Annotated in this window: 15 protein-coding genes and 4 tRNA genes; 6 read left to right on the top strand and 13 right to left on the bottom strand. The window is 50.4% G+C overall.

Annotated elements, in window-relative coordinates; translation table 11 throughout:
* The first annotated feature begins 505 nt into the window (after positions 1 to 505).
* On the top strand, positions 506 to 760 hold the full coding sequence (locus tag PG897_RS19900) for a helix-turn-helix domain-containing protein (protein WP_065371223.1): 255 nt from the start codon (positions 506 to 508) through the stop codon (positions 758 to 760).
* Positions 760 to 2,082 carry a type II toxin-antitoxin system HipA family toxin gene (locus PG897_RS19895; protein WP_240743690.1) on the top strand — a complete coding sequence of 441 codons (1,323 nt, stop codon included), beginning with the start codon at positions 760 to 762 and terminating at the stop codon, positions 2,080 to 2,082. The genes PG897_RS19900 and PG897_RS19895 overlap by 1 nt, the downstream gene beginning before the upstream one ends.
* A gap of 153 nt (positions 2,083 to 2,235) precedes the next feature.
* Here the strand turns inward: PG897_RS19895 and PG897_RS19890 are convergent, their stop codons facing one another.
* The 13 genes from PG897_RS19890 to PG897_RS19830 form a co-directional block, all read right to left on the bottom strand.
* On the bottom strand, positions 2,236 to 2,676 hold the full coding sequence (locus PG897_RS19890; protein ID WP_075384545.1) for a hypothetical protein: 441 nt from the start codon (positions 2,674 to 2,676) through the stop codon (positions 2,236 to 2,238).
* Positions 2,673 to 4,796, bottom strand: coding sequence for a hypothetical protein (locus PG897_RS19885; RefSeq protein WP_270829293.1), 2,124 nt, complete (start codon positions 4,794 to 4,796; stop codon positions 2,673 to 2,675). Before PG897_RS19885 ends, PG897_RS19890 begins: the two co-directional genes overlap by 4 nt.
* 7 nt (positions 4,797 to 4,803) lie before the next feature.
* Positions 4,804 to 6,543, bottom strand: coding sequence for a hypothetical protein (locus PG897_RS19880; protein WP_270829292.1), 1,740 nt, complete (start codon positions 6,541 to 6,543; stop codon positions 4,804 to 4,806).
* Complete coding sequence (locus PG897_RS19875) at positions 6,506 to 7,873, bottom strand: site-specific integrase (RefSeq protein WP_240743687.1); 1,368 nt, start codon at positions 7,871 to 7,873, stop codon at positions 6,506 to 6,508. Before PG897_RS19875 ends, PG897_RS19880 begins: the two co-directional genes overlap by 38 nt.
* Positions 7,874 to 8,289: 416 nt before the next feature.
* Positions 8,290 to 9,027 carry a Qat anti-phage system TatD family nuclease QatD gene (gene qatD / locus PG897_RS19870; protein WP_065371228.1) on the bottom strand — a complete coding sequence of 246 codons (738 nt, stop codon included), beginning with the start codon at positions 9,025 to 9,027 and terminating at the stop codon, positions 8,290 to 8,292.
* On the bottom strand, positions 9,024 to 10,358 hold the full coding sequence (gene qatC / locus PG897_RS19865) for a Qat anti-phage system QueC-like protein QatC (protein ID WP_270829290.1): 1,335 nt from the start codon (positions 10,356 to 10,358) through the stop codon (positions 9,024 to 9,026). The genes qatD and qatC overlap by 4 nt, the downstream gene beginning before the upstream one ends.
* Complete coding sequence (locus tag PG897_RS19860) at positions 10,351 to 11,226, bottom strand: hypothetical protein (protein WP_065371230.1); 876 nt, start codon at positions 11,224 to 11,226, stop codon at positions 10,351 to 10,353. Before PG897_RS19860 ends, qatC begins: the two co-directional genes overlap by 8 nt.
* A complete protein-coding gene (locus PG897_RS19855) occupies positions 11,226 to 12,986 on the bottom strand; it encodes a KAP family P-loop NTPase fold protein (protein ID WP_065371231.1) in 1,761 nt (586 codons plus the stop codon). Before PG897_RS19855 ends, PG897_RS19860 begins: the two co-directional genes overlap by 1 nt.
* 228 nt (positions 12,987 to 13,214) lie before the next feature.
* Positions 13,215 to 14,567 carry a glutathione-disulfide reductase gene (gene gorA / locus PG897_RS19850; protein WP_270829289.1) on the bottom strand — a complete coding sequence of 451 codons (1,353 nt, stop codon included), beginning with the start codon at positions 14,565 to 14,567 and terminating at the stop codon, positions 13,215 to 13,217.
* Positions 14,568 to 14,643: 76 nt separating this feature from the next.
* Positions 14,644 to 16,611 (bottom strand): ATP-binding protein, encoded by a 1,968-nt coding sequence (locus tag PG897_RS19845; protein ID WP_195879599.1) that lies wholly within the window; start codon positions 16,609 to 16,611, stop codon positions 14,644 to 14,646.
* A gap of 122 nt (positions 16,612 to 16,733) precedes the next feature.
* Positions 16,734 to 19,814 carry a multidrug efflux RND transporter permease subunit gene (locus tag PG897_RS19840; RefSeq protein ID WP_010635626.1) on the bottom strand — a complete coding sequence of 1,027 codons (3,081 nt, stop codon included), beginning with the start codon at positions 19,812 to 19,814 and terminating at the stop codon, positions 16,734 to 16,736.
* 15 nt (positions 19,815 to 19,829) lie between these two features.
* Entirely contained in the window at positions 19,830 to 20,936 is a 1,107-nt protein-coding gene (locus tag PG897_RS19835; RefSeq protein WP_005307097.1) for an efflux RND transporter periplasmic adaptor subunit, read from the bottom strand.
* A 32-nt stretch (positions 20,937 to 20,968) separates the two neighbouring features.
* Positions 20,969 to 21,532, bottom strand: coding sequence for a TetR/AcrR family transcriptional regulator (locus PG897_RS19830; protein WP_270829288.1), 564 nt, complete (start codon positions 21,530 to 21,532; stop codon positions 20,969 to 20,971).
* 259 nt (positions 21,533 to 21,791) lie between these two features.
* Here PG897_RS19830 and PG897_RS19825 point away from each other — a divergent pair.
* From PG897_RS19825 to PG897_RS19810, 4 genes are all read left to right on the top strand, one after another.
* Positions 21,792 to 21,868: transfer RNA gene (locus tag PG897_RS19825), tRNA-Arg, on the top strand.
* Between the two features lie 50 nt (positions 21,869 to 21,918).
* Positions 21,919 to 21,994 (top strand) — tRNA-His (locus PG897_RS19820).
* A 20-nt stretch (positions 21,995 to 22,014) separates the two neighbouring features.
* Positions 22,015 to 22,100: transfer RNA gene (locus PG897_RS19815), tRNA-Leu, on the top strand.
* 64 nt (positions 22,101 to 22,164) lie between these two features.
* Positions 22,165 to 22,241, top strand: a tRNA-Pro gene (locus tag PG897_RS19810).
* Positions 22,242 to 22,371 lie beyond the last annotated feature (130 nt).

Genomic DNA, 22,371 nt, shown 5'->3' with positions numbered 1-22,371 from the left:
GGCAGCCTGTCAAGGTATTCGAAGAGTACCGTCAGGCGGCATAGGCGAGTGTCGCACTTCGAAGTTGAATTCGCGCTTGATATCACTATCTAGCACGACAAAACCGCCATTAGGCGGGTTTGTCGTGAAATTGGAGTGGTCTTGTATAACAAGGCCAGAACGAACATAGAGTCATCACCAGTATATGGTTGGGAGAGGACTGAGCCTAGGGCTGCAAGCCAAGAATATCATGGGATTGCAAAAGACCATCCTACTCTAAATAACCTCTTCGAAGCAGATCCCCGTGAGGTGACAGACAAGAGGGCCAAGTTCTTGAGGGCAATTACGAGCTATTGAGACGGTAATCATACACCACGCAAGGACTCTCTAAATTGTTCCCTCAATCAGAGTAGGTATTCGTTATAGGGCATAAGGTAATTTTACACGCCATAGCGTGTAAATGTTGATATACCTTCTATAGCGTGTAAAGTAAGATCATGAAGCCAGCAACCGGGCATGCCGAATCATGAAAATTACTAGTGCCAAGCAACTCAGTGCCTATCTCAGAGATGCTAGGCTTTTGCAAAAGCTGTCTCAAGGTAAGGTGGCCGACAAAGTTGGGATTCGGCAGGACACTGTCTCCAGCTTTGAGCTTAATCCCGAGTCAACCAAGCTGGATACCTTGTTCAAGATCCTCGCCGCGCTGGAGTTATCCCTCGATATCAAACCCCGTACCGACCCACCGGATAGCCCTTCATCAGGCTGGAAAGAGGAGTGGTAATGGCCAGCCTGGCGGTATACATGAACGGATACCGGGTGGGTTCTTTTATCAAGAGAACCAGCGGTGCCCACCAATTTCAGTACGATGAGTCTTGGGTGAAGCTGCCAGGTAGTCGCCCCATCTCGCTCTCAATGCCGTTACGCCAGCAGTGCTATCGGGGCGATGAGGCTTATAACTTCTTCGATAACCTGTTGCCGGATAGCCAGGAAGTGAGAAACCGGGTGGTGGCGCGCTATCAAGCTGACTCTACCCAGCCCTTTGACTTACTCAGTTACATTGGTTCGGACAGCGTGGGTGCATTGCAACTGGTGGCTCATGGCGGCCCAGTGCCAGACGTCAGAAGTATCGAGTACAAACCTCTCTCTGACGTTGAGCTGGAAAGGATCCTGACTGGTTACCAGTCGGGGATCCCTCTTGGTATGATCAGGGAAGAGGAGGACTTCCGGATATCGATCGCAGGTGCCCAAGAAAAGACGGCACTCCTTTATCTCGATGGTCGCTGGTGTTTGCCAATCGCGGATACCCCGACCACCCACATTATCAAGTTGCCCATTGGCAAAATTGAGAGCCACTCCTATTCGATAGATCTCACCCAAAGCGTGGAGAACGAGTATCTCTGTACCCTGATCGCCAAAGAGTTTGGTCTTCCCGTCCCCCATTGTTTCATCATGCAAGTGAATAAGGTCAAGGCGCTGGCAGTGGAACGCTTCGATAGGCGCTACGCCACGGATCGCAGCTGGATAATGCGTCTGCCCCAAGAGGACTTCTGCCAAGTGCTGAATGTGCCGTCAGCACGGAAGTACGAGAGCCATGGTGGGCCAGGTATTGTTGGCATCATGGCGACTCTGCTGGGGTCTACCACGCCGGAGCAGGATCGTTACCTGTTCATGAAGTCTCAAGTGCTGTTCTGGCTGCTGGCCGCCACCGACGGCCATGCCAAGAATTTTTCGGTGTTCATCGAGTCAGAGGGGCGCTTCCGGCTGACACCGTTTTACGACATCCTCTCCATGTATCCCGTGTTCGGCGGCAGAGGGTTGCATCCTCGCGATGCCAAGCTGGCCATGGGACTTACCGCAACCAAAGGTAAGAAATACACCATAGAACAGATCTTCCCCCGCCATTTCTATCAGACAGCCAAGGCGGTTGGTTTTGAGCAGGCACAGATGGCACAGATCCTGAACGAGTTTGCAGAGAATACAGATCGTGTCATTGAGCTGGTTCGCCAGCAGTTACCTGCTCATTTTCCTGCTCAAGTTGCCGATTCGATTCTGAATGGGTTTCAGGCTCGAGCAATGCGTGTGGCTAGGTCTAGAGATGTTTAGCGGGGCTCAATTTGGTCCGTCCATCAGAATGATTCTGATAGGTGGCTTAAGTGAACCGATAAAACTTTCACATGTGAACGTTCTGCAAAGGCGCTAATGATATTCTGGTAGTTGAATATCCCTGATTCGCAGCTTCAACAGTCTTGAACGTGGTCACTTGATTCTTATAATCTGGCCCTGTTTGAGTTCTATGACCTGATGCTCAAGGCTTTCAATTCGCGAATATGCATGCCTCAGAGCATGAGATAGTTGGTGATGTTCTGCGGCCATTGAAGTTAATCTTTGGGTCAATACAGCAACTTTTTCACGATACTGAATTTTTATCTTTCTTTCTTGGTTGCGCTTTTCTCTCAAAATCTCGACATCGGACTGAACTGCTGTATCAGGCGTAAGGCACTTTAGTTTTTGTACTTCTGATTGAACTCTGAGCTTGAAATCTGGATAGTAATAGCAACTGCCATTTCCTAATCCGGCTTCTTCCTCTACAGCTCGAACCGATAATTTACGGTGATCGGGTATTCGTTTGGTTTTTCGTTCGATGATTCGTTGCAAAGCGGCTTCAAGCTTGAGAAGTGTATTTTCTGACTTTTTCATAAATCGATAACCTGCAATGGGTGCTGATACTTTTCAAATTTCAGTCCAAAATCATTCAACACTTTCTCGGCAGCTCGAATCTGTGTAATACAGTGAGCATACTCTGCATGGCTGACATCGGACTGCTGCTTCAGATAGCTACTCAACGCTTGATGTTTCTTTTGCCACCACGACGCTTTTTTATCATCCACGACGCTACCTCCGCCACGGCAATCAACGCAGAATGCGGCATTTATTACCCCATCCATGTCACATTCATAGCCATTTTTACAATAGCTATGTAGGGTGCCATGTAAAGTTAACCGTTTTTCTTTAACCAATCGATACAAGCTATCCCAGTTGCTATAGATCACAGGTTTGTCGTCACGCATGGCGACAATAGCCTTACCAAAGCTTCCCGTTAGCTTTTCATCACCATTGAACCATTTATCAAAGTGCGCTGTTGTTTGTTCAAGTTTTACTTCGTTGAGCAAGTTAATTAGCTCACTGTCTACCTTTATATCCTGTAGGCGGGATTCGATTGCGCCATTTCCATACCATTCGCTCATGCGAACATGGATATGTTTGAACTGCTGCTTAATGGATATAGGGTGGCCCAGTCCATTGCGGACGGCAAAACAGGCAAAAGTGCGTCGAAATTGGTGGGTGAGAAAAGGCCAAGGTTCTCCTAACTTAACTTTGTCCTCTATTGCTCCCCCATTTCTTGGATTAAGCTGACGACATTCAGACAATGCTTTTTCATCAACAATTGCACCAACACTTTTCGCGAAGTTTTTCAGCCGATCATTCCATTTAGTACGAGATATGAGAATTGGTAAGTTTTTCCTTTGCGCTTGGCTAAGCCACAAGTTACTGGATGTTTCCATTAGCTTATCCACTTGTCCAGGATCGTTACTATGCGCTGCAAGTTTTATCAATTGTTCACGGGCACATGCGCTCAATGAAATTGCGAGCGATATGGCTTTTTCTACTATAGGGCTGGTGAGCCACTCTTCTTTTTTTCTACCAGATGCAAGCTTATGTGTTGCAGCTGATACAGAGTGAAATAATTGTCCGTTGATAGTGTAAGTACGAAAACTATCCTCATGGAGTTCAAACAGTTCGCTGACCCTCATTCCACTGAATGCGCCGCAACATATAAAACAAGCGGCTTGAAGATTCGCTCTCCATGTAACTAACCAATTTCCGTCAATATTATGGTTGGGTAGTAATCCTGTTCCCCAAAGATGTTGCGTGATGATCTCAGATTGAGAACGAGGAGTTGCTTTGTTGATTTCCTCTACGTATTTTTTGCTATTAATCCTGCCTTCCACATCATAAAGCCACTTCCATCTACCGATGGCTAGCTTATAGTCTACGGCTGCACGGCCAATATCATAGTTTGATTGTAAATCACGTTCGAGTTGGGCAAGTTTTTCCCTATATGGCCATGCTTGTTCCACGTAGCTGACAGCTTGTCCGTACAGCACGTTAACCAATGCTTGTGGTATAGCAAGTGATTGCTTATGTTCTAATTTTTCTTGATCCGCAAGCTTTTTTGCCAGCTGTCTATAGTTGATGCTCGGTAATATTAACTGAAAAGGTAGCCACGGATTCAGCCTTTCAACTGATTGAATAGCTGTGAAAGCGAGTTCAAGAGTGCGTTTGCTTAATGACTCATTTTGCAAATCTATTTCAAATTTTTGCCAGACATCATGGTTGTTTAATTCACTAAAACTATTGGCTCCGTTATTTTTTAAGCTGACTAATGCTCTTTTTAAACCAATATTAAACCTAGATGTTAAAGTGGATAGTTTGCATTTTTGTCCAAAACAATGCCCTTGTGCGTATAGCCAGCCATAGGCTATAAGTTTTGCTTCAAGAAGCAAGTTAGGCGAGTCAACTAAATAAGAGAAATCAAATTCTCTTTGGTTTTTATCACTGCCTTTATCCGAGGCATATGGGCTACAATCCCAGCGATTTTGGCCGAAGTATGCTCTTAATATTTGATGTTGATCTATGCATACAGGTACTTGGTTCAATTTGTCCCAGTTATGCTCTCTGACTAATCGTTCCACATCTTGGGTGTAAAGGTTGAGTGAACTAGGTGATTCTATTGGCAAATGTAATAGTGGTTTCATTTCGTCCTCAGCTCATACTTATACTATCTACATCTATCCACAAAGGATGACGACCTTCATCTGCTAATTTTCTTTTAGCTTGCTGTACGATTTTTGGACTTAATTGTTTTAAGCGGAGGTCAATCTTTGCTAAGGCTTCGCCAAAATTTTTATGATAATGAGCATTATTTATATGCAGGCATGCCGATTCTTCAATGCATTCGCGAAAACTAAGAGCACACCATAAATCAGTTACCGATTCGACAAGCACTTGATGTCCGCAGCTCCAACATTTGATTAAATCGGCACATGCTAGATTTTCATTCTCAGTTATGAGTCCATGTGCGCGTGCTCTTGATGTAAACTTCTCAGCCATAGCGCCCATAGGATCTTTGCAGTAACTGCCGTGAGCACTACGAATGGGCGGAGATGCTCGTCGGATGTACGCTTCATAGGCAAGTACTTCCACTTTTTGTGCCTCTCTGACCTTTTGTTTTGCTGACTCCACACCTTGTCTATCGCGAACGATCTGTTCCAAAGTTTGGCTTGTATCACGGTTCATCAGATCGTTTTCATGAGGGTTTCCACTTGAATATGCTAGGGCGATAGTCCTAGGTGTGTTATCCAGAAGAATCGGAGTTTCCAGTGTGCCTTTTAGTGCCAAAGTTAAATGACTACCCGTTGCTCTGAATCTCCTTGGTGTTGGCCATAATACGTCTCCTCGTTCATCAGTCATCGGGAAATATTTAGTTAACCAATTTGCTTTGAAGTCATTGAGCAGGCATCCACTCATCATCTGAACTTTTCTTTTTCGGTAGCTGTAAGCCGGTAACAGCAAACCATCAGGTTTAGGATCGACCAGTTTTGAGACAGTCATTAATTGGTCAAAAAACTGGGTTGCATACTTAGGAATTTCTAGCTTCTTATGATCCCCTAGCTCTACAGTGATAGTTTTAAATGCTCTACGTTTAAATGCTGGCATTTGATACCAATTGCTTGATATGGCATGTGTGCTAGTTTGTGGCCGTCTTAAGCTATATAAGACGGTACTGTTACTCCACGTGTAATAACTTAGGAGAAATGTTGCGACATAAAAAATTTTTGATGCACCACCGGCTACTGGATAATCTTTCCCCTTCCAAGAAAAAACCATTGTATGAGCGTTAGAACTTGCTTGAATATGAAGTTCTGGATCGATAATGAATTGCTGATACAACTGCTTAAAAATACTTCTTAGCAAGGGAAGCAATTGCTTTAAGTCAGCGTCACTATAGCCGCGTGTTGGCTCTGTTTGCGTGCGTCCTGACCGACCCCCTTGTGGATAAACGTGTCGCATGGGAAGATCTAGCCACTGGTATAAAGATGATAAATCACCCCGTAGCTTGCTTTCTGTACTATCCTTGATCTCCCCAAGCCGCTGACGGATGGAGTTATGTTCTAATTCTTTAACAAATGCCATTTCCGATAGCGGTTGAAGCGGTGGAGTTTGCGCATCACAAAACGCAAAATGTCTTCTAGCTGCGGTGAATGCGTTACCTTTGGTTGCTGGTGAAGCATCTTCCCTGCTCGTAATTGTGATAAACAGTCTCTGTGCTATATCATCACGGTCTAATAACTGAACATTTCCCTGCTTTATTTCATGTGTTTTAGGAACCCCGCGATATCTATATCTATTAAAGTCCAAGAGGAGGTGTGCGTTTGCCCCGTTTCGTATGGGAATACAAAGATGTTCAACCCAGGGGGCTATTAATTTCAACGTCTTGCTCATTAGCTTCCTCTAATGCTTGGTGCATAATGCTGTCTAGTACAGATATCTTCTCTTTTAACGCTTCTTTTCTTTTGAGGTACTGCAAGTACTCCCATGTCGTGGATTCATTCTTATGTCCCATCCACCCCATCAGTAAGCTCAGTGCATTCGCAGGCTCAATACCTGCTTCAAGTAGGCTATGTAGTCGGTAGGTTGCATAACTACATCTAAGATCATGAAACTTATGCTCAAATTGTATTCCTGACTTAATTATTGAGCGGCGAACTTCTCCAAAGCGAGAGCCTATTGTGTTAGGGTCGTATGGATTACCTTGTTGGCTAATAAATAATGGTTCGTATCGCTGGGCTGTGGCCAGGGCGTCGAGTTTTTCCTTTGATAGATGAGCAGAGTGGGATTTTTTTATGTCATTGATGCCTTTGTGTAACTCAATTCTGCTAAGAAGTTTGTCAAGTCGGCACATTCGTCGCTCACTAATGGCATAAGTTTTCAAATCTGATAAAAGGCGGCTTGTTATCTCAATAGTTCGAGTTTTATTGTATTTTGTAGGTACACCATTACTTGGTCCTATTGTTAGCTCGAAATGAGTTATAGAACCTGAGCGTTGAACCGATTGTTCTAGTGCGGCCAAAGTTAATCCTGACGCTTCTTGGATACGTAAGCCGGATTGAGCTGCGAGCAAACAGATCAGCCTAAATTCGCAAGGCACATTACGTAAATGTAGAGCTAAATGAGTGAGTGCAATTTGAGTTAAGGGCTTTAGCCCCCGAATCTTCTTACTGGTTGCATCCCTCGGCGTTCTGATGCGCAAGTCTGTAGTTTGGACCAGAAATTTAGGCATCATATGAGCCAGCATGTCGCTCCTCTGTATTCTTACAAATTCGATTTCGAAGGGTTTGTGTTTCTCGTTGATGTGGTAATAACGTTCATGTGCTGCCCATAAATAAAACTGGACGACATGTGTCATATACGTGTTGGCAGTTGAGTATGCGAGCTCACCAGCTTTAACACTCTTGAGGAGTTTGTCATTTCTATATCGATATGTAGGCTTTAAACCTTTTGCTAATGGGAAGACATCCCAGATTAAATTTTCTGATTCTAGAAAATTCCAATAATGCAAAAGCGCTCTTGCGTAGGAACTTAGATTTTCAAGTCGTTTGTTCGCTTTAAGATGAATGAACCAGTGGTTTACTGGTGTGACATATCCCCAGTTTTGGTCATAAATAGTAGGCAATGACCCTAGATTTCGGCCATTCAGAAACTCTATAGGGTCCGTTTCAGTGATGATTTCACCACCTATATGAACGTCGTCTGATTTGATCAAGTAAGCCACGGGATGAACTTTGTAATAACTGTTGGTTCATCCAGTATCTACCAGGGCTATTGAGATCCTAAAGGTCTGTAATGTACCAATTTGGGCAGTTTGAGCGCTTGCTGTGATTAGAGAACGCTGTTAGAACTTTCACATGTGAAAGTTTTTTGGGATATTTGTAAGGTTAGATCCTAGGCCTGATAGAGTAGCCCCTGTAGTGGTCAAGTAAAACTGGATTAACCGGTGGGAGAGGTACAATGCATCATGCGGGTTATCTTGACGATCCGTTTGGGGACATCCTCTAGTTAGATTTGTAATCTATAACTCGCCAGTTCTGTGTTTAAATTTGTATGGGGTCCCAGTTGCATGATTACCATTAATTTTCTACGCTATGCCATTATTTAACTCGTGGACTAGTAGGCATAAGTTTTACAATTCTATGTTATGCCACCATTCAACAATAACACCAGATTTCGTTTAAGTTGAAGAACAGTATCCTCGGTGCTAACTTTCCACAACAAAGACAACTCATTAATAGCAAGTCTGGCTTGTGAGGGTAACAGTGGGGAATTATCCACTTTTGCAAATGGACCATCAGTTTCGAGTAATACACGATCTGGCGGTAACCACGACGCAACTTTCATTCCCCGATTTGAATTCAACATTGCCGGGCCGACAGAGAAAAAACAGCCGTGTTCAGTTGCTTCCTGTACTTGCTTTTTGGTTCCTAAAAACCAATGAAGTATTGGGGTTCCTGATAGAGGGTGTTTTTGCAAACAATCGATGACTTGTTCTGTAGCGTTTAGGCTATGAATAGATAGAATTTTGTCATTGAACTGAGAGCACTTTTCAAGAATATGGTTGAATACGTGGAGTTGATCCTCGATGTAGGGAAGGTAACCCTTTGAACCATCTAGACCAATCTCTCCTATGTACCTAGTTTCACCTATTAACTCATCGAAGATTGCTAGCTCATGCTTTCTCAAGTGGGCAAGCTGTGGGTGTAATCCTAAAGCAGTCTTACAACGGGCAATACCTTCAGTAAGTTTAACTGTGCCTCTCCAAGCGGATGGCACAGTTGTAACAGACAGCACATAGTAATTGCATTCTCTCAAGTCATTAAGTACCTCGCGGTGATCTGGGTACAAATCGACATGGCAATGCAGATCCATCATGCTAGTTTGACCGATTTCAAAAATGCTTCAACTTCTGCCAAACCTCTTTTCACTGTAGACTCCAGTTTTTCGCGTGTCTCTTTATTCTGTGGTAAAGGTCCAGACTGGCGTAACCAAGCCATGTAGTCAGGGCTCTTCTTTAATCGAATTATTGCAGTCTGTACTGCATGAACGTCATCTCTTTTCTCCGATTCGTTCAATACACTTGTAAGTCGTGGAACCGCATAGTCAGCATCTTTTGTAAAGCCTGCATGAAATATGGAAGCTCGCCTGACTAGACATGGAAGGCAATAACCACATTGTATATGTTCTCTATGCCAGTGGCTGCAAGATACACTTAATGGTATCGCTTTTTTAACAGCGTCTTGATCAACGCACTCAGCTAGCATTTCGCCTTTGGTTTTAAACTGGTACGGATTTGTAAATTTAATGTTAAACCCAACATCGTTAAGCAATAACTCTAACTGAGATAGAAAGTTTGGGTGAGTTGTTCGAGTGCTGTGGCTTCCAATGCGCCTGCGAGTTAACGGCGGATTAATTGATATATATCCATTTTCAGGCACAATAATCTGAGAGATAGTATCATCGTTATTTACTTTCCTAAGTGCCGTAATCCCTAATACAGCCATTGCTAAAAAATTAAAGCTTCTCCCCCTCATGCTGGTATCGTTAGCATGCTTAGCCTGATCTGATAATTGAGGGGCTATTGAATATGAAAACTCCCCAAATGGCTTTTTGAGCAGTTTTTTTATATCTTGCTGTTTCGCTCCATCAGCTCGATATGCGTGGCTTACAAGCATCGGACGGATTTCAGAGTGACCATTGAGAATATCAATCGCTCCAACTGCGCTATCTAACCCTCCAGAAAAAAGACAAACTGTATTCAATCCTTTTAATGAGTCCGCCGAAATCTTGGACTGCTTGCTATTTATTGGCTTAGGTAGTCCTAACTCCGACTTGATAAAAGATAATTTCCATTGATCGCCAGTTAAAAAACCTAACAGTGATTCAAGTCTTTTTGCTACTGCTTCCCACTTATCTGGAGCCAATACCGGTATGTGGAGATTTAAGATTCGTGACCAAGAATTTGGCGCATTCTCTCTTGGCTCAAATGTCTCTGCCGAAGTAACTGCTGTTGCGATAGTTACCAAATCAAGTGCATCGGGATTAATCTCAACCCCAAGCCTTCTAATCTTGGTGATCAACTCTTTCGATGCGTGGCTGCATTTATACTTATTTAGTGGATGATTATCAAAAATTTGCACCGGGTGGCATTTGCCTGAGTACTCAGGAAGTAGATCTGGGTTGTGATGGAAGTAAAAATCAGTCATTGAATTTCTCCCAATGGTCTACAGTTTTTGATATTGCCTCGATTTGAATTTTCTTGATGTTGTTCTTGGTGATATTACTTGGATTGCCGTTTGTCGCTGTGTCCATTTCTTGTTGTGCTATCACTTTAATCAGCTCCCTTAATTCGCTTTCCATTTTGTGGTGCTTAGTTGCTACCTCTGCTTTGAACCACGCTTCTCCCATTCCTGTGACTACATCTTGAAAAATTAAGTCAGTTAAATAACAGGAGATTGCTTCTTGGATTACCTCGTCAGTGAAACTTGCAGGATCGAAGTCTTGAGTGTCAGGAAGTGCTTCTTCCAAAGCGTAATTTAGAGCAATGCGCACCGCGTCAGAATCTGAGTTATCTGGTGCTAAATGAGAGGCAATGCGATCAATCGCTTGATCAGTAGTTAGACCTCGAAGGTCCTTAAGAGATAAGGACTGGTCACCAACAGTAACGCTGTCCCCTCGCATCATTCCTACGAGTCCTGCGCCTGCGGTTATACCACTGGCAAGTCTTCGACTTGTCCCTTTCCCGCCACCGGAAGAGTTTTTAGAGTAATGTTTTAGGGCGCGCCTAAGATCTGAACTTGTACCACCTGTACCAGCATATTTCCCGAATGCTTGTCTCGCACTTTTGTATCTGCTAGCAGGTGGTTGTGCTTGAGCCGATGGACCAATTTCTTGCTGCACCGCATTGTTATCAACTTCTTGGTTATTGTCAGCATGGCCGCCGCCATCACCGACGTTCACGTCTCCATCAGTATCAGTAGCTGGACTAATTGTTAATCCATTTCCACCTTCTGCCCATGGTGGTACGAGGGGATTTTTATCTTTAGGTCCCCTGGATGAGGCTGATGTTCCCATTATTTGGCTCCTTCTAATTCTTCTATTATTGGTTTCATCCAACGCTCTTGCGGTAGGTGCTTCATAAAATCCAAGAAAGTGGCTTTGCACCGAATATCTTTTTCAGCGAGCAATCGCGCTCCAAAAATACCATCAGGACGTTTGCTCCAATCTGCAATTGGCCTCAGCTTTTCTAGAACCGCGTCCATTGCTGGCATGTAGTCTTCTGGTGGAGTTTCTTCTATTGCTAAAGTACTTGCTTGGCTGATTCGTTGGGCCTGCTTCAATAATGCCACTACGAGTTTTTGAGCTGCTCCCGACATAACAGTTCCAAAAGCACCCATGGGAACATTTTCTTTACTCAGGTACAGAGCTGGGGTCAGATCAATATCAGAGAATTTAGGCGGCAGTTTTGCCCATTTAGCCAGAAACTTTTTCTCTGACTGCCACTCTTCAGGCAGTTTTATGTCCTCTATGTTGGCTCCGGCAGCTTCAAGTTCAGCTAAAACCTTTGGTTTGCCGTTTTCACTATCAATCATTTGGTAAAGCTTGTTACTGGCTCTTGTTCCAAGGCAACGTTCAAAGATAACTAGTTTGGTTATCGTTTTCTCATCTAATTGCATGCCGCGCCGGAGTGCCGTCTTTCTTCTGATCCTCACTTGATTAAGAAGACGCTTAACTATTCGTGGGTTACCATTTATGTTGGTTGATTCAGCTAATAAAGGTGCGAGTTGTTCTGCAACGACAAACTTATTCCTTAACTCAGGAGTCCCCAGAATATTTTTCCCATCAAGCAAATCATCTATGGTTATTGCTTCCTCTTTCCAAGACATTTTCAGATTTTTTTCAAGGGCATGTCGTAGAGTCTCTAATTCATCGCCTTTGACACCGTGATCAAGTGCAACCAGCATTAACAGATAGGCCCTAATTTCTAAAGCACCAGGGCGTGGGACATGTATAGGTATTTGAATCAGTTTGTCCAAATAGTCAGTTTGATGCCGTTGAGATGAACCCTTGTGGTATTCACTGACTGCGAGACGAATCATGTCTTCATCGGCTGCTATTACAAATGCTGTATTGGGCAGAAACAAGAAAAGGCGAATGGCTTCTAGCGTTGAAATCGCGTTGTAAGGCGAACAACGGTCTAAATTATCAACGTAGACAATTAATGGCTTACCAAACTCTGCAAGAAGATCTGAGTATGCTTGTCTGAACTCTTTGATTTCTTTGGGTGGAGAAAAATCTTTTTTCTTTCTCAGGAGGTCTTTGTTTCTGTTAGCAATTTCTTTAGCACCTTCGACCCCATCCTTAACATCATCGAAATCATATTCGCCGTCTTCTCCTCCACTGAACATTCCGAACAGCTTTTGGAACCCTCCAAATGTGGGGACACCTGCTGCGAGACTGCCTGCATCCATCAGAAGTCCCATAAGTCTAATTTTGTTTACACGCCCAGCAAAATCTTTGGCCTTTTCGCTCAAGCTTTGATCTGTCTTGGCTTGTTTGACGAGTGTTTCCGCGATTGTCTCTAATAGTGCAGCTTTGGCATCGTCGTAACCTTGGAACATCCAAGCGTCGAAACTTACTTGGATATAATCGTCCTTGTCGCTTACAAGTGCAGACTTTGTTAGTTCTAAAACTGTGGACTTTCCTGCTCCCCAATCTCCAAACACACCAACACTTATTGGCATAAGATTTTTTTCAGTAATTAGATCTTTGATGGATTCGGCAGTTTCATTGAAATTAAGAAAATCAATATTTGATTCTTTATCAGACCACATCTTTATATCCCTATTTAGCGTCCCTTAGCGACTCTCAATCGTCATTATTTATATAGTCACTTTGTGGCATAACTAAAGTTTGGTCAACTAAATTAGCCACACATTATGCATGGAGTTTTGAACTAGCAAGCTTAGGGGAAGTATCTATGAGCCAGTAAAGGCCAGAGAACGATGCTCTGGCCTCTCCGTTTTTCTACAGTAAGAACGTGTGTAGGTGGGTTTTCTACATTAACCCCTCATAGTAACAAACTCTTCCGCACTGGTCGGATGGATGGCAACGCAGTTGTCGAAGTCCGCCTTGGTGGCACCCATCTTCATGGCGACGCCGAAGCCCTGCAGGATCTCGTCCATGGCGAAGCCGATGCCGTGCAGGCCGACCACCTTCTCTTCCGGCCCGACGCAGACCAGCTTCATCCGGGTGGGCTGGCGATGCTGGGTCAGCGCCGAGTACATGGCGGTGAACTGGCTGCGGTAGACCTTGACCTGATCTTCACCGTATTCGGCGACGGCTTCCGGCTCGGTCAGCCCTATGGTGCCGATGGGCGGGTGGCTGAACACCACGGTCGGCACCAGATCGTAGTTGAGGTGCTCGTTCGGCTTGTTGTTGAACAGCCGCTCGGAGAGACGACGGCCCGCCGCAACGGCCACCGGGGTGAGCTGGATGCGGCCGGTGTTGTCACCGACGGCATAGAGGTTGGCGATGGCAGTATTCTGGAACTTGTCGGTCGGGATAAAGCCCTTCTCGTCGAGCGTGATACCGGTGGCGGCCAGGTTGAGGTTGTCGGTGGCCGGGACACGGCCGATGGCCCAGATCAGGCAGTCGACGGTGAGGTGGCGACCATCTTCCAGCTGCAGGGTCAGGCTCTCGTCGGCGTTCTTGACCACCGCCTTCGGAATGGCGTGGGTGTGCAGCTTGGGCCCTTCCTGCGCCATGATCTCCACCAGAGTCTCGTGGATCATGGGGTCGAAGTTGCGCAGCGGTGCGTGCTTGCGCACCACCAGGTGGGTTTCGGAGCCGAGCGCCTGCATCACGCCGGCGATCTCCACCGCGATATAACCGGCACCCACCACCGCAACCCGCTTGGGTTGTTCTTGCAACTCGAAGAAACCGTCGGAGTCGATGCCCAGTTCGGCACCCGGAATGGCCGGCACTTCGGGGCGGCCGCCGGTGGCGATCAGTATGTGATCGGCGCTGTACTGCTCGCCATTCACCTCGATGGTGTTGCTGCTGACGAAGCGGGCGAAGCCCTTGATGACGGTGATCTGGTTCTTGCCCAGCACGTTCTGGTAGGACTGATGAATGCGGCCGATATAGGCCTGGCGGGACTCGACCAGCTTGGCCCAGCTGAAGTGGTTGAGAGTGGTGTCGAAGCCGTAGTCGGCGCCATATTTCAGGGCATCGGCGATCTGGCCGGCATACCACATGGCCTTCTTCGGCACGCAGCCGACGTTGACGCAGGTTCCACCTAACTCTTTGGCTTCAATCAGGGCAACTTTCTTACCGTACATGGCAGCCCGGTTGGCCGAGGCGATGCCGCCGCTGCCGCCGCCGATGGCGATATAGTCAAAATGCTGTGCCATTGCGAGGTTCTCCGCTCATTAAGAATGCAATCACAGCATGATGGGGATAAAGCGGCTGGCTCACAAGAGCCAGCACTCAGTTATGTTGGATCGGCAGGCGAATATGGAACTGGGCGCCTTGCTCCGGTTCGCTGATGCAGTTGATTCGACCACGCAGCAGCTGCACCACCAGGTTGTAGATGATGTGGGTGCCGAGCCCGCTGCCGCCCTGGCCCCGCTTGGAGGTGACAAAGGGATCGAAGATGCGCGGTAGTATCTCGGGCGGGATGCCGCGGCCGTTGTCGCTGTAGTCGATCAGCAGCTCTTCACCCTGTTGCTCTACCTTGATGGTGATTTTCTTGGGCTTGTCCCAGTTGTCGAAGCCGTGATTGATGGAGTTGAGGATCAGGTTCGAATAGATCTGGGTGAAGCTGCCGGGGAAGGAGAAGATCGACAGCTTGGGATCGCACTGGATATCCACCTCGCACTGGGCCTTCTTCAGCTTGTGACCGAGGGAGACCACCACCTGATGCAGGTTGTCGGCGAGGCTGAAGTTGTAGCGCGCCTCGGACGACTGGTCCACCGCCACCTGCTTGAAGCTGGCGATGAGCTCGGAGGCGCGGCGCAGGTTGCCCTGCAGCAGCTGCATGGATTCATCCAGATTGACGGTGAATTCGGTGAGATAGGAGCGCGACAGCTGCTTGGAGTCGATGTGCTGCTTGAAGTCGGCCACCCGCTCCTGCAGGTAGGAGGAGGCGGTCACGCTGATGCCGATAGGGGTGTTGATCTCATGGGCCACGCCGGCCACCAGGGAACCGAGGGAGGCCATCTTCTCCGACTCCACCAGGGTCTGCTGGGCCTGTTTCAGATCGTCGTAGGCCTTGCCCAGCTGGTCGTTGGCATCGCTCAGGCTGCGGGTACGCTCCACCACCTTGCCCTCAAGCTGTTCGTTGAGCTGGATGATCTCCCGCTCCACCTTCTTGAGGCGGGTGATGTCGTAGCCGAAGCCGATCAGGTATTTGAGGTTGGGCCCTTCGTAGAAGGGGGCGAAGGTCCATTGCAGCACCAGCTCGTGGCCCTGCTGGTCATGCATCATGACCTCTTTGTCTTCGATGGAGCCGTGATCGGCCAGGGTGGCCGCCAGCTGGTCGCGCTGCTCCTTGCTGACGAACAGATCCAGCCAGTTGTGCTGCAGTATCTCCTGCTGGTGGTAGCCGGTCAGCAGTATGGCCGCCGGGTTGATGCTGGCGATGTTGAGGTCCGGCTCCATGCAGCAGATGACCATGTTGGCGGAGTTGATCAGGGTGGCGGAGAAGTCCCGCTCCTGCTGCAGCTGTTCGGCGGCCTGATGGCGCGCCGCAAATTCGTCGAGCAGCCGGGTGCGCATCTGGTTGAGGGTGGCGACCAGGGTGTCGAGCTCGTCGGGTTTCTTGCGGGGCAGCTGGCGCCCCTCCAGGGTCAGCTCGTTGGTGAGCCGGTCCAGATTCAACTTCTGGGCGTAGTGGGCGATGCGGTTGAGGTGACGCACCACCAGGTAATAAATGATGATCAGGATGCAAAACGAGACCACCAGGGTCTTGATGGTCTGGCTGACCATGATCAGCACGGATTTTTCGATGAGGCGCTGGTAGATCTGCTCCAGCGAAGCGGCCACGAACAGCTTGCCCACCACCTCGCCCTGATAGGTGAGGTTGAACTCACGGGAGATGTCGTAGCTTTCCCGTTCCACCCCCTGGGTCAGCAGCGGCACTTCCGAGTTGCCGAGCATCTCTTTCACCATCACGAACTGCATGTTGGGCAGGTTCATGATGCCCTCGATCTGCACCTTCACCTGCTCTTCATCCAGGTTCCACAGGCTGGCGGCGATGGGCTGCAGGAAGGAGGCCTCGATCTGGCCGATGCTGTCCTCGATGACGGCCACGTCCTTGCGGTAATCCCAGGCAAGCTGCAACACCGTAATGATCATCGCCAATACGGTACTGCACACCAGAATGTAGGAGAGCAGGCGGTATGAGAGTCCGTTACGGCCGACGGCCCTAGCGGTCTTGGAGAAGAGTCCTGACATGGCGTCCTTGCGGTCTGGATATATTGCCATTTAGTTTAACTGCTTCATGCACTTATGTCGTGTTTCGTTCGCGTGATAAAAACAAGGCCCCGAAACGGGGCCTTGTTGATTCAAAAAGGTTTTTAATGACTCCCTTTCGCCTTGGGCGGAATGGATTCATCAAACACCGGCAGCGGTTTGTGTTCGGAGGCCAGGTAGGTGTAGATCACCGGCAGTACGAACAGGGTGAACACGGTGCCTATGGCCAGACCGGCCACGATCACGATGCCGATGCTGAAGCGCTGGGCAGCCCCGGCCCCCGTGGCATAGAGCAGCGGGATGAGACCGGCGATCATGGCGGCCGTGGTCATCAGGATGGGTCGCAGACGCACCTTGGCGGCAGTCATGACGGCTTCTATCCGGTTGCGGCCGTGCAGCAGCTGCTCCTCCTTCGCCACTTCACAGATCAGGATGCCGTGCTTGGTAATCAGGCCGACCAGGGTGATCAGACCCACCTGGGAGTAGATGTTCATGGTGGCGGCACCCCAGGCCAGGGCGATCAGCGCCCCGCTGATGGCCAGCGGCACGGAGACCATGATCACCAGCGGGTCACGAGCCGATTCGAACTGGATTGCCAGCACCAGGAAGATGATGGCCAGCGCCAGACCGAAGGTGGCGTACAGGGCACTGCCCTCGGTCACGAACTGGCGGGCCTCGCCCATGAAGTCGTAACGGTAGCCCTGCGGCAGCTTCTCGTCCGCCGTGGTGTTGAGCCAGTTGATGGCATCACCCATGGTGGTGCCAGGCATCAGCACGGCACCTATGGTGGCGGAGTTGAGCTGGTTGAAGTGGGGCAGGGAGCGCGGCTCACCGATCACCTCGATGCTGATCAGGCTGCCGAGCGGGATGGATTTGCCATCGGCCGCCCGCACGTAGTAGCCCTTGATCGACTCGGGGTTGAGGCGGTATTTGCGCTCGACTTGCGGGATCACCTCGTAGGAGCGGCCATCCAGGTCGATACGGTTGACGTAACCGTCCGACATCATGGTGCCCAGGGTGATGCCGATGTCCTGCATGGTGATGCCGTAGGCACCCGCCTTGTCCTTGTCGATCTTGATCTTCATGGTGGCGGAGTCGTACTGCAGGTCCAGCTCGGAGTAGACGAAGCGTCCGCTCCCCTGGGCTGCGGTCAGGATCTCGCTGGCCACCTGATAGAGGCTCTCGAAGTTGTTCGGCGTGGTGATGACGAACTGCACCGGCAGGCCGCTCGAGGCGCCCGGCAGTTCCGGGAACTGGAAGGTGGTGATGGACATACCGGGCACGTCTTTCACCAGCCCGGCCACCCGGTCCAGCACCTCTTTCTGGCTCGCTTCACGCTGGCTCCACGGCACCATGGAGGCGATGCCGAACGCCTGGTTGGCGTTGAACACCCCGGAGAAGACCTGGGAGAAGGCCACTTCCGGCTGGGAGTCCAGCACCTTGTTCACCTGCTCCATGGTCCCCTGGATGTAGTCCAGGTTGACGTTGGAGGGGGCGGTCCCCAGCACGGCCATGACGCCCTTGTCCTCGTTCGGCGCGAGCTCGCTCGGGATGAACTTGAACAGCATCGGCAGGCTGGCGAACACGATAACGGCGAACAGCACCACCACGATGCGCTTTTGCATCACGGCGTGCAGCATGGCGTCGTAACGCACCGTCATGCGCTCGAGCAGGTGGTGTACCGTGCTTTCGAACTTGCCCGGCTCCTCGTTGGCCTTGAGCATCTTGGCGCACATCATGGGCGACAGAGTCAGGGCTATGATGCCGGAGACGAACACGGCGCCCGCCAGGGTCAGCGCGAACTCCTTGAACAGGGAGCCAGTGATGCCCCCCATCAGGGCGATCGGCGCGTACACGGCGGCCAGGGTGACCGTCATGGCGATGACCGGCACGGCGATCTCGCGGGTGCCTATGATGGCGGCACGGAACGGATCTTCCCCCTCTTTGACGTGACGATCCACGTTCTCCAGCACCACGATGGCGTCATCCACCACCAGGCCGATGGCCAGCACCATGGCCAGCAGGGTCATCAGGTTGATGGAGAAGCCGAACATCTGCATCACCATCACCACGCCGATCAGACTGAGCGGGATGGTGATAATCGGGATGATGACCGCGCGGAACGAGCCGAGGAACAGGGTGATCACCACCAGCACGATGGCGGCTGCCTCGGCGATGGTCTTGATCACCTCGTGGATCGATTCGTTGATGGCCACGGTGGAGTCATAGAGGACGTTGGCCTCCATGGTGCTCGGCATGTTGCTCTTCAGGCTCGGCAGCATCGCCAGCACGTCGTGGGCGATGTTGATCGGGTTGGCGGTCGGTGCCGCGTTGATGGCCAGTACCACGGCCTCGCGGCCGTTGGCGGTGGCGCGATAGGTGTCGTGGCTCTTCTCCAGGGTCACCTTGGCGATGTCTGCCAGGCGGATCACCTTGCCGTCACGGGTGGAGACCACCAGGCGCTCGAGCTCCTCGGTGGTGTTGACCTGGGTCTCGGCGTTGCCGTTGTAGAGGGTGAAGTAACCGGTAGCCTGGCCGGTGGCGGACTGATAGTTGTTGCTGTTGAGCACGTTCATCACGTCCGCGGCAGTCAGGTTGAACGCCGCCATCTTGGCCGGATCCAGCCATACCCGCAGGGCGTACTTGGTACCGCCGTACATGTCGACCTTGGAGACGCCGCCGACGGTGAAGAGCTGGGGCTTGATGACCCGCTCCAGGTAGTCGGTGATCTGGCTAGCGTTGAGCTCTGGGCTGGTGAAGCCGATGTAGAGCACCGCCGTGGTGGAGCCGGTGGACATGGTGACCGAGGGGTCTTCCGACTCCTTGGGCAGCTGGGATCGCACCGAGTTGACCTTGGCCAGAATGTCGGACAGGGCGGCGTTGGGATCGGTGTTGAGCTTCATGTAAGCGGTGATGGTGGAGCTGCCGAGCTGGGTGGACGACGTCATGAAGTCGATGTTGTCCGCCTGGGCGATGGCCTGTTCCAGTGGCTGGGTGATGAAGCCCTGGATCAGGTCGGCACTCGCGCCGTAATAGCTGGTGCTGACCGTGACGACCGTGTTGGTCATCTCGGGGTATTCCCGCACCTGCATCTTGAACACGGCCTGCAAACCCAGCAACGCGATCAGGAAGCTGATCGAGATGGCCAGGATGGGCCGTTTGATGAATATGTCGGTAAAGCGCATCTGTCTCTCCGCGTTTTACAGCATGGGAGCCTGGTCAGGAACCTTCAGACCCTGGTCCTGCACGATTTTTACCTTGGCGCCGTTGCTCAGGCGTACCTGGCCGGACATGACCACTTCGTCACCCGCCTTGATGCCGGAGACCACGTGGGCATCGTTGCCCTTGCGCTCGCTCACCTTGACCACCACCTGCTCGACGCGCTTCACGCCGTCCTGCTCCTTGACCAGGTAGACGTTCTCGCCGTACAGGGTGAAGGTGATGGCGGTCTGCGGCAGCACTATCTGGTCTTTCTGGGCCGGCAGCAGGATGCTGGCGCGGGCAAACATGCCGGAGCGCAGCAGGCCGTCGTTGTTGGGGATGTTCGCCTGCACCTGGATCAGGCCGCTCTGGTAGTTGACGGCCGGCTCGATGGCGCTGATGTGACCCTTGAACTGGCGGTTCGGGTAGGCATCCACGTTGATCCGGATCTCCTGATTCAGGCTGATGCGGGAGATGTCGGTCTGCGGCACTGTGAAGCGCAGGCGCATCACGCTGGTGTCTTCCAGCCGCACTATGTCGGTGCCCGGCTGCAGGTACTGGCCGAGGAAGACGTTGCGCAGGCCGACCACGCCGGCAAACGGTGCGCGCACTTCGCGGCGGGCGATGGTTGATTTCAGGCTCTCGATGTCGGCCTCGAGGGAACGATAGGTCGCCTCGGCATCATCCAGCTGGTCGCGGGAGATGGAACCCTTGGTAAACAGGTTCTGGTAGCGTTCGTACTTGGCCTTGGCCGCCGGCAGCTTGGCCATGGAGGCGCGCAGGTTGGCCTTCTCGACGCTGGCGTCCAGGCTCAGCAGCAGCTGGTCCAGCTTGACGGTGGCGCCGGATTCGAAGGAGATGCTGTCGATGGTACCGGACTGCTCGGTCGACAGGGTCACCCCCTGATTGGGTTCGATGAAGCCGATCGCCTCGATGGTCGGTACCCAGTCACGGGTCTCCACCTTGTGGGTGGTGACCGGGAACTCGGGCTCCGGCATGTTGGCCATGTAGTTGGCTATCATCTTTTGCTTGAACAGGTTGAAGCCAATCACGCTGCCGAACAGGGCCAGCGCGATGAGCAACATGATGCTCATCCACTTTTTCATGAACTCTCGCTCCTGAGATATGAGTGCAATGTTTAAGGGGTCAAAATGGCTCGCCAGCTGGCCCGGATCACGGCTTCCAGCTGCTCTTGCGTCAGTTCGAATTGGTGAACCTGGCGTTGAAACGCCAGATTTGCCACACAGTCCAGGCTCAGCACCTGCAGTACCCGAACGGGCAGGTCGATAAACAGGCCCTGTTCTATCCCCCGTTCGTAGAAGCGATCCAGCGGGGCCCAGGCGGCCTGGATGACCGGGTCCTGCTCCAGCTCAGCTCCCAGCGGGGATGTTTCATACTGCAATTTGCATTTGAGCGCGTTCGGTTCGTCGACAAAGATGGCGTGGATGTTGAGCCACAGCCGCCGAAATTGTTCGAACGATACCTCCTCTGTCTGCACGCCTTCCATGACCAGGGAATGACACTGGAGGATGGTGTGCCGATAGAGTTGACGGATCAGGTCATCCTTGTCGCTGAAATAGCGATAGATGGTGCCTGCCGCCACCCTGGCTTTCTTGGCCACCACGGCAATGGAGAGGCCGTGGAAACCCTGTTCGCCGAGTACTTCATGAGCCGCATCGAAAATGCGTTCTTTCTTGTTCATGATTGGATGATCACAACGACTGAATGAACGTTCATTCATTCTAGGGAGGCTTTGAGGCAAGTCAAGTTTTGCCCACCGCTGTCAGCAAGATGGTGGGGGTCAAAAGTAGCGGGGAGGGGCCGGAACCGGTCTGAATAACACAAAATCGCTTAAAAAAAACCAGAAACGATGGAAAAACAAGCGGTTGATTCGGCTTGATAAAAAAAGGGTAGACAAGGTGGGTCCTCATCATTAATATTGCGCCCCGTTCGACAGCGTAGCGCCCGTAGCTCAGCTGGATAGAGCGCTGCCCTCCGGAGGCAGAGGTCACAGGTTCGAATCCTGTCGGGCGCACCATCAAAAGTGCGCCGGTTAAACGGGCGAGTTGAAGAACGAAAACAGCTGTGGTGGCTGTAGCTCAGTTGGTAGAGTCCCGGATTGTGATTCCGGTTGTCGTGGGTTCGAGCCCCATCAGCCACCCCATTTTACAGCTTGTCAGGTACGCGAAGGTGGCGGAATTGGTAGACGCGCTAGCTTCAGGTGTTAGTGCCCCCCGGGTGTGAGGGTTCGAGTCCCTCTCTTCGCACCATACTTGCTGTATAACGAGGATGACCGCATGGTCGTCTTTGTTTTTTGTAGAATCAAAATATTCTCGGTGATTAGCGCAGCCCGGTAGCGCATCTGGTTTGGGACCAGAGGGTCAAAGGTTCGAATCCTTTATCACCGACCACATTCTGAAAAACCTCGCTTCGGCGGGGTTTTTTGCTTTCTGCCTTGCCTATCATCCCGGCTTGCCGCGTCGCTGTAACGTTTGTTTACACTCTATCCGGGCAGTCTTGTCCCCCCTTCAGTTATCCTGC

The sequence above is a fragment of the Aeromonas sp. QDB20 genome (assembly GCF_027707805.1).
Classification (GTDB): Bacteria; Pseudomonadota; Gammaproteobacteria; order Enterobacterales; family Aeromonadaceae; genus Aeromonas; species Aeromonas dhakensis.
The sequence above is the reverse complement of the archived record's forward strand: the minus strand, read 5'-3'. Positions and strand labels throughout refer to the sequence as shown.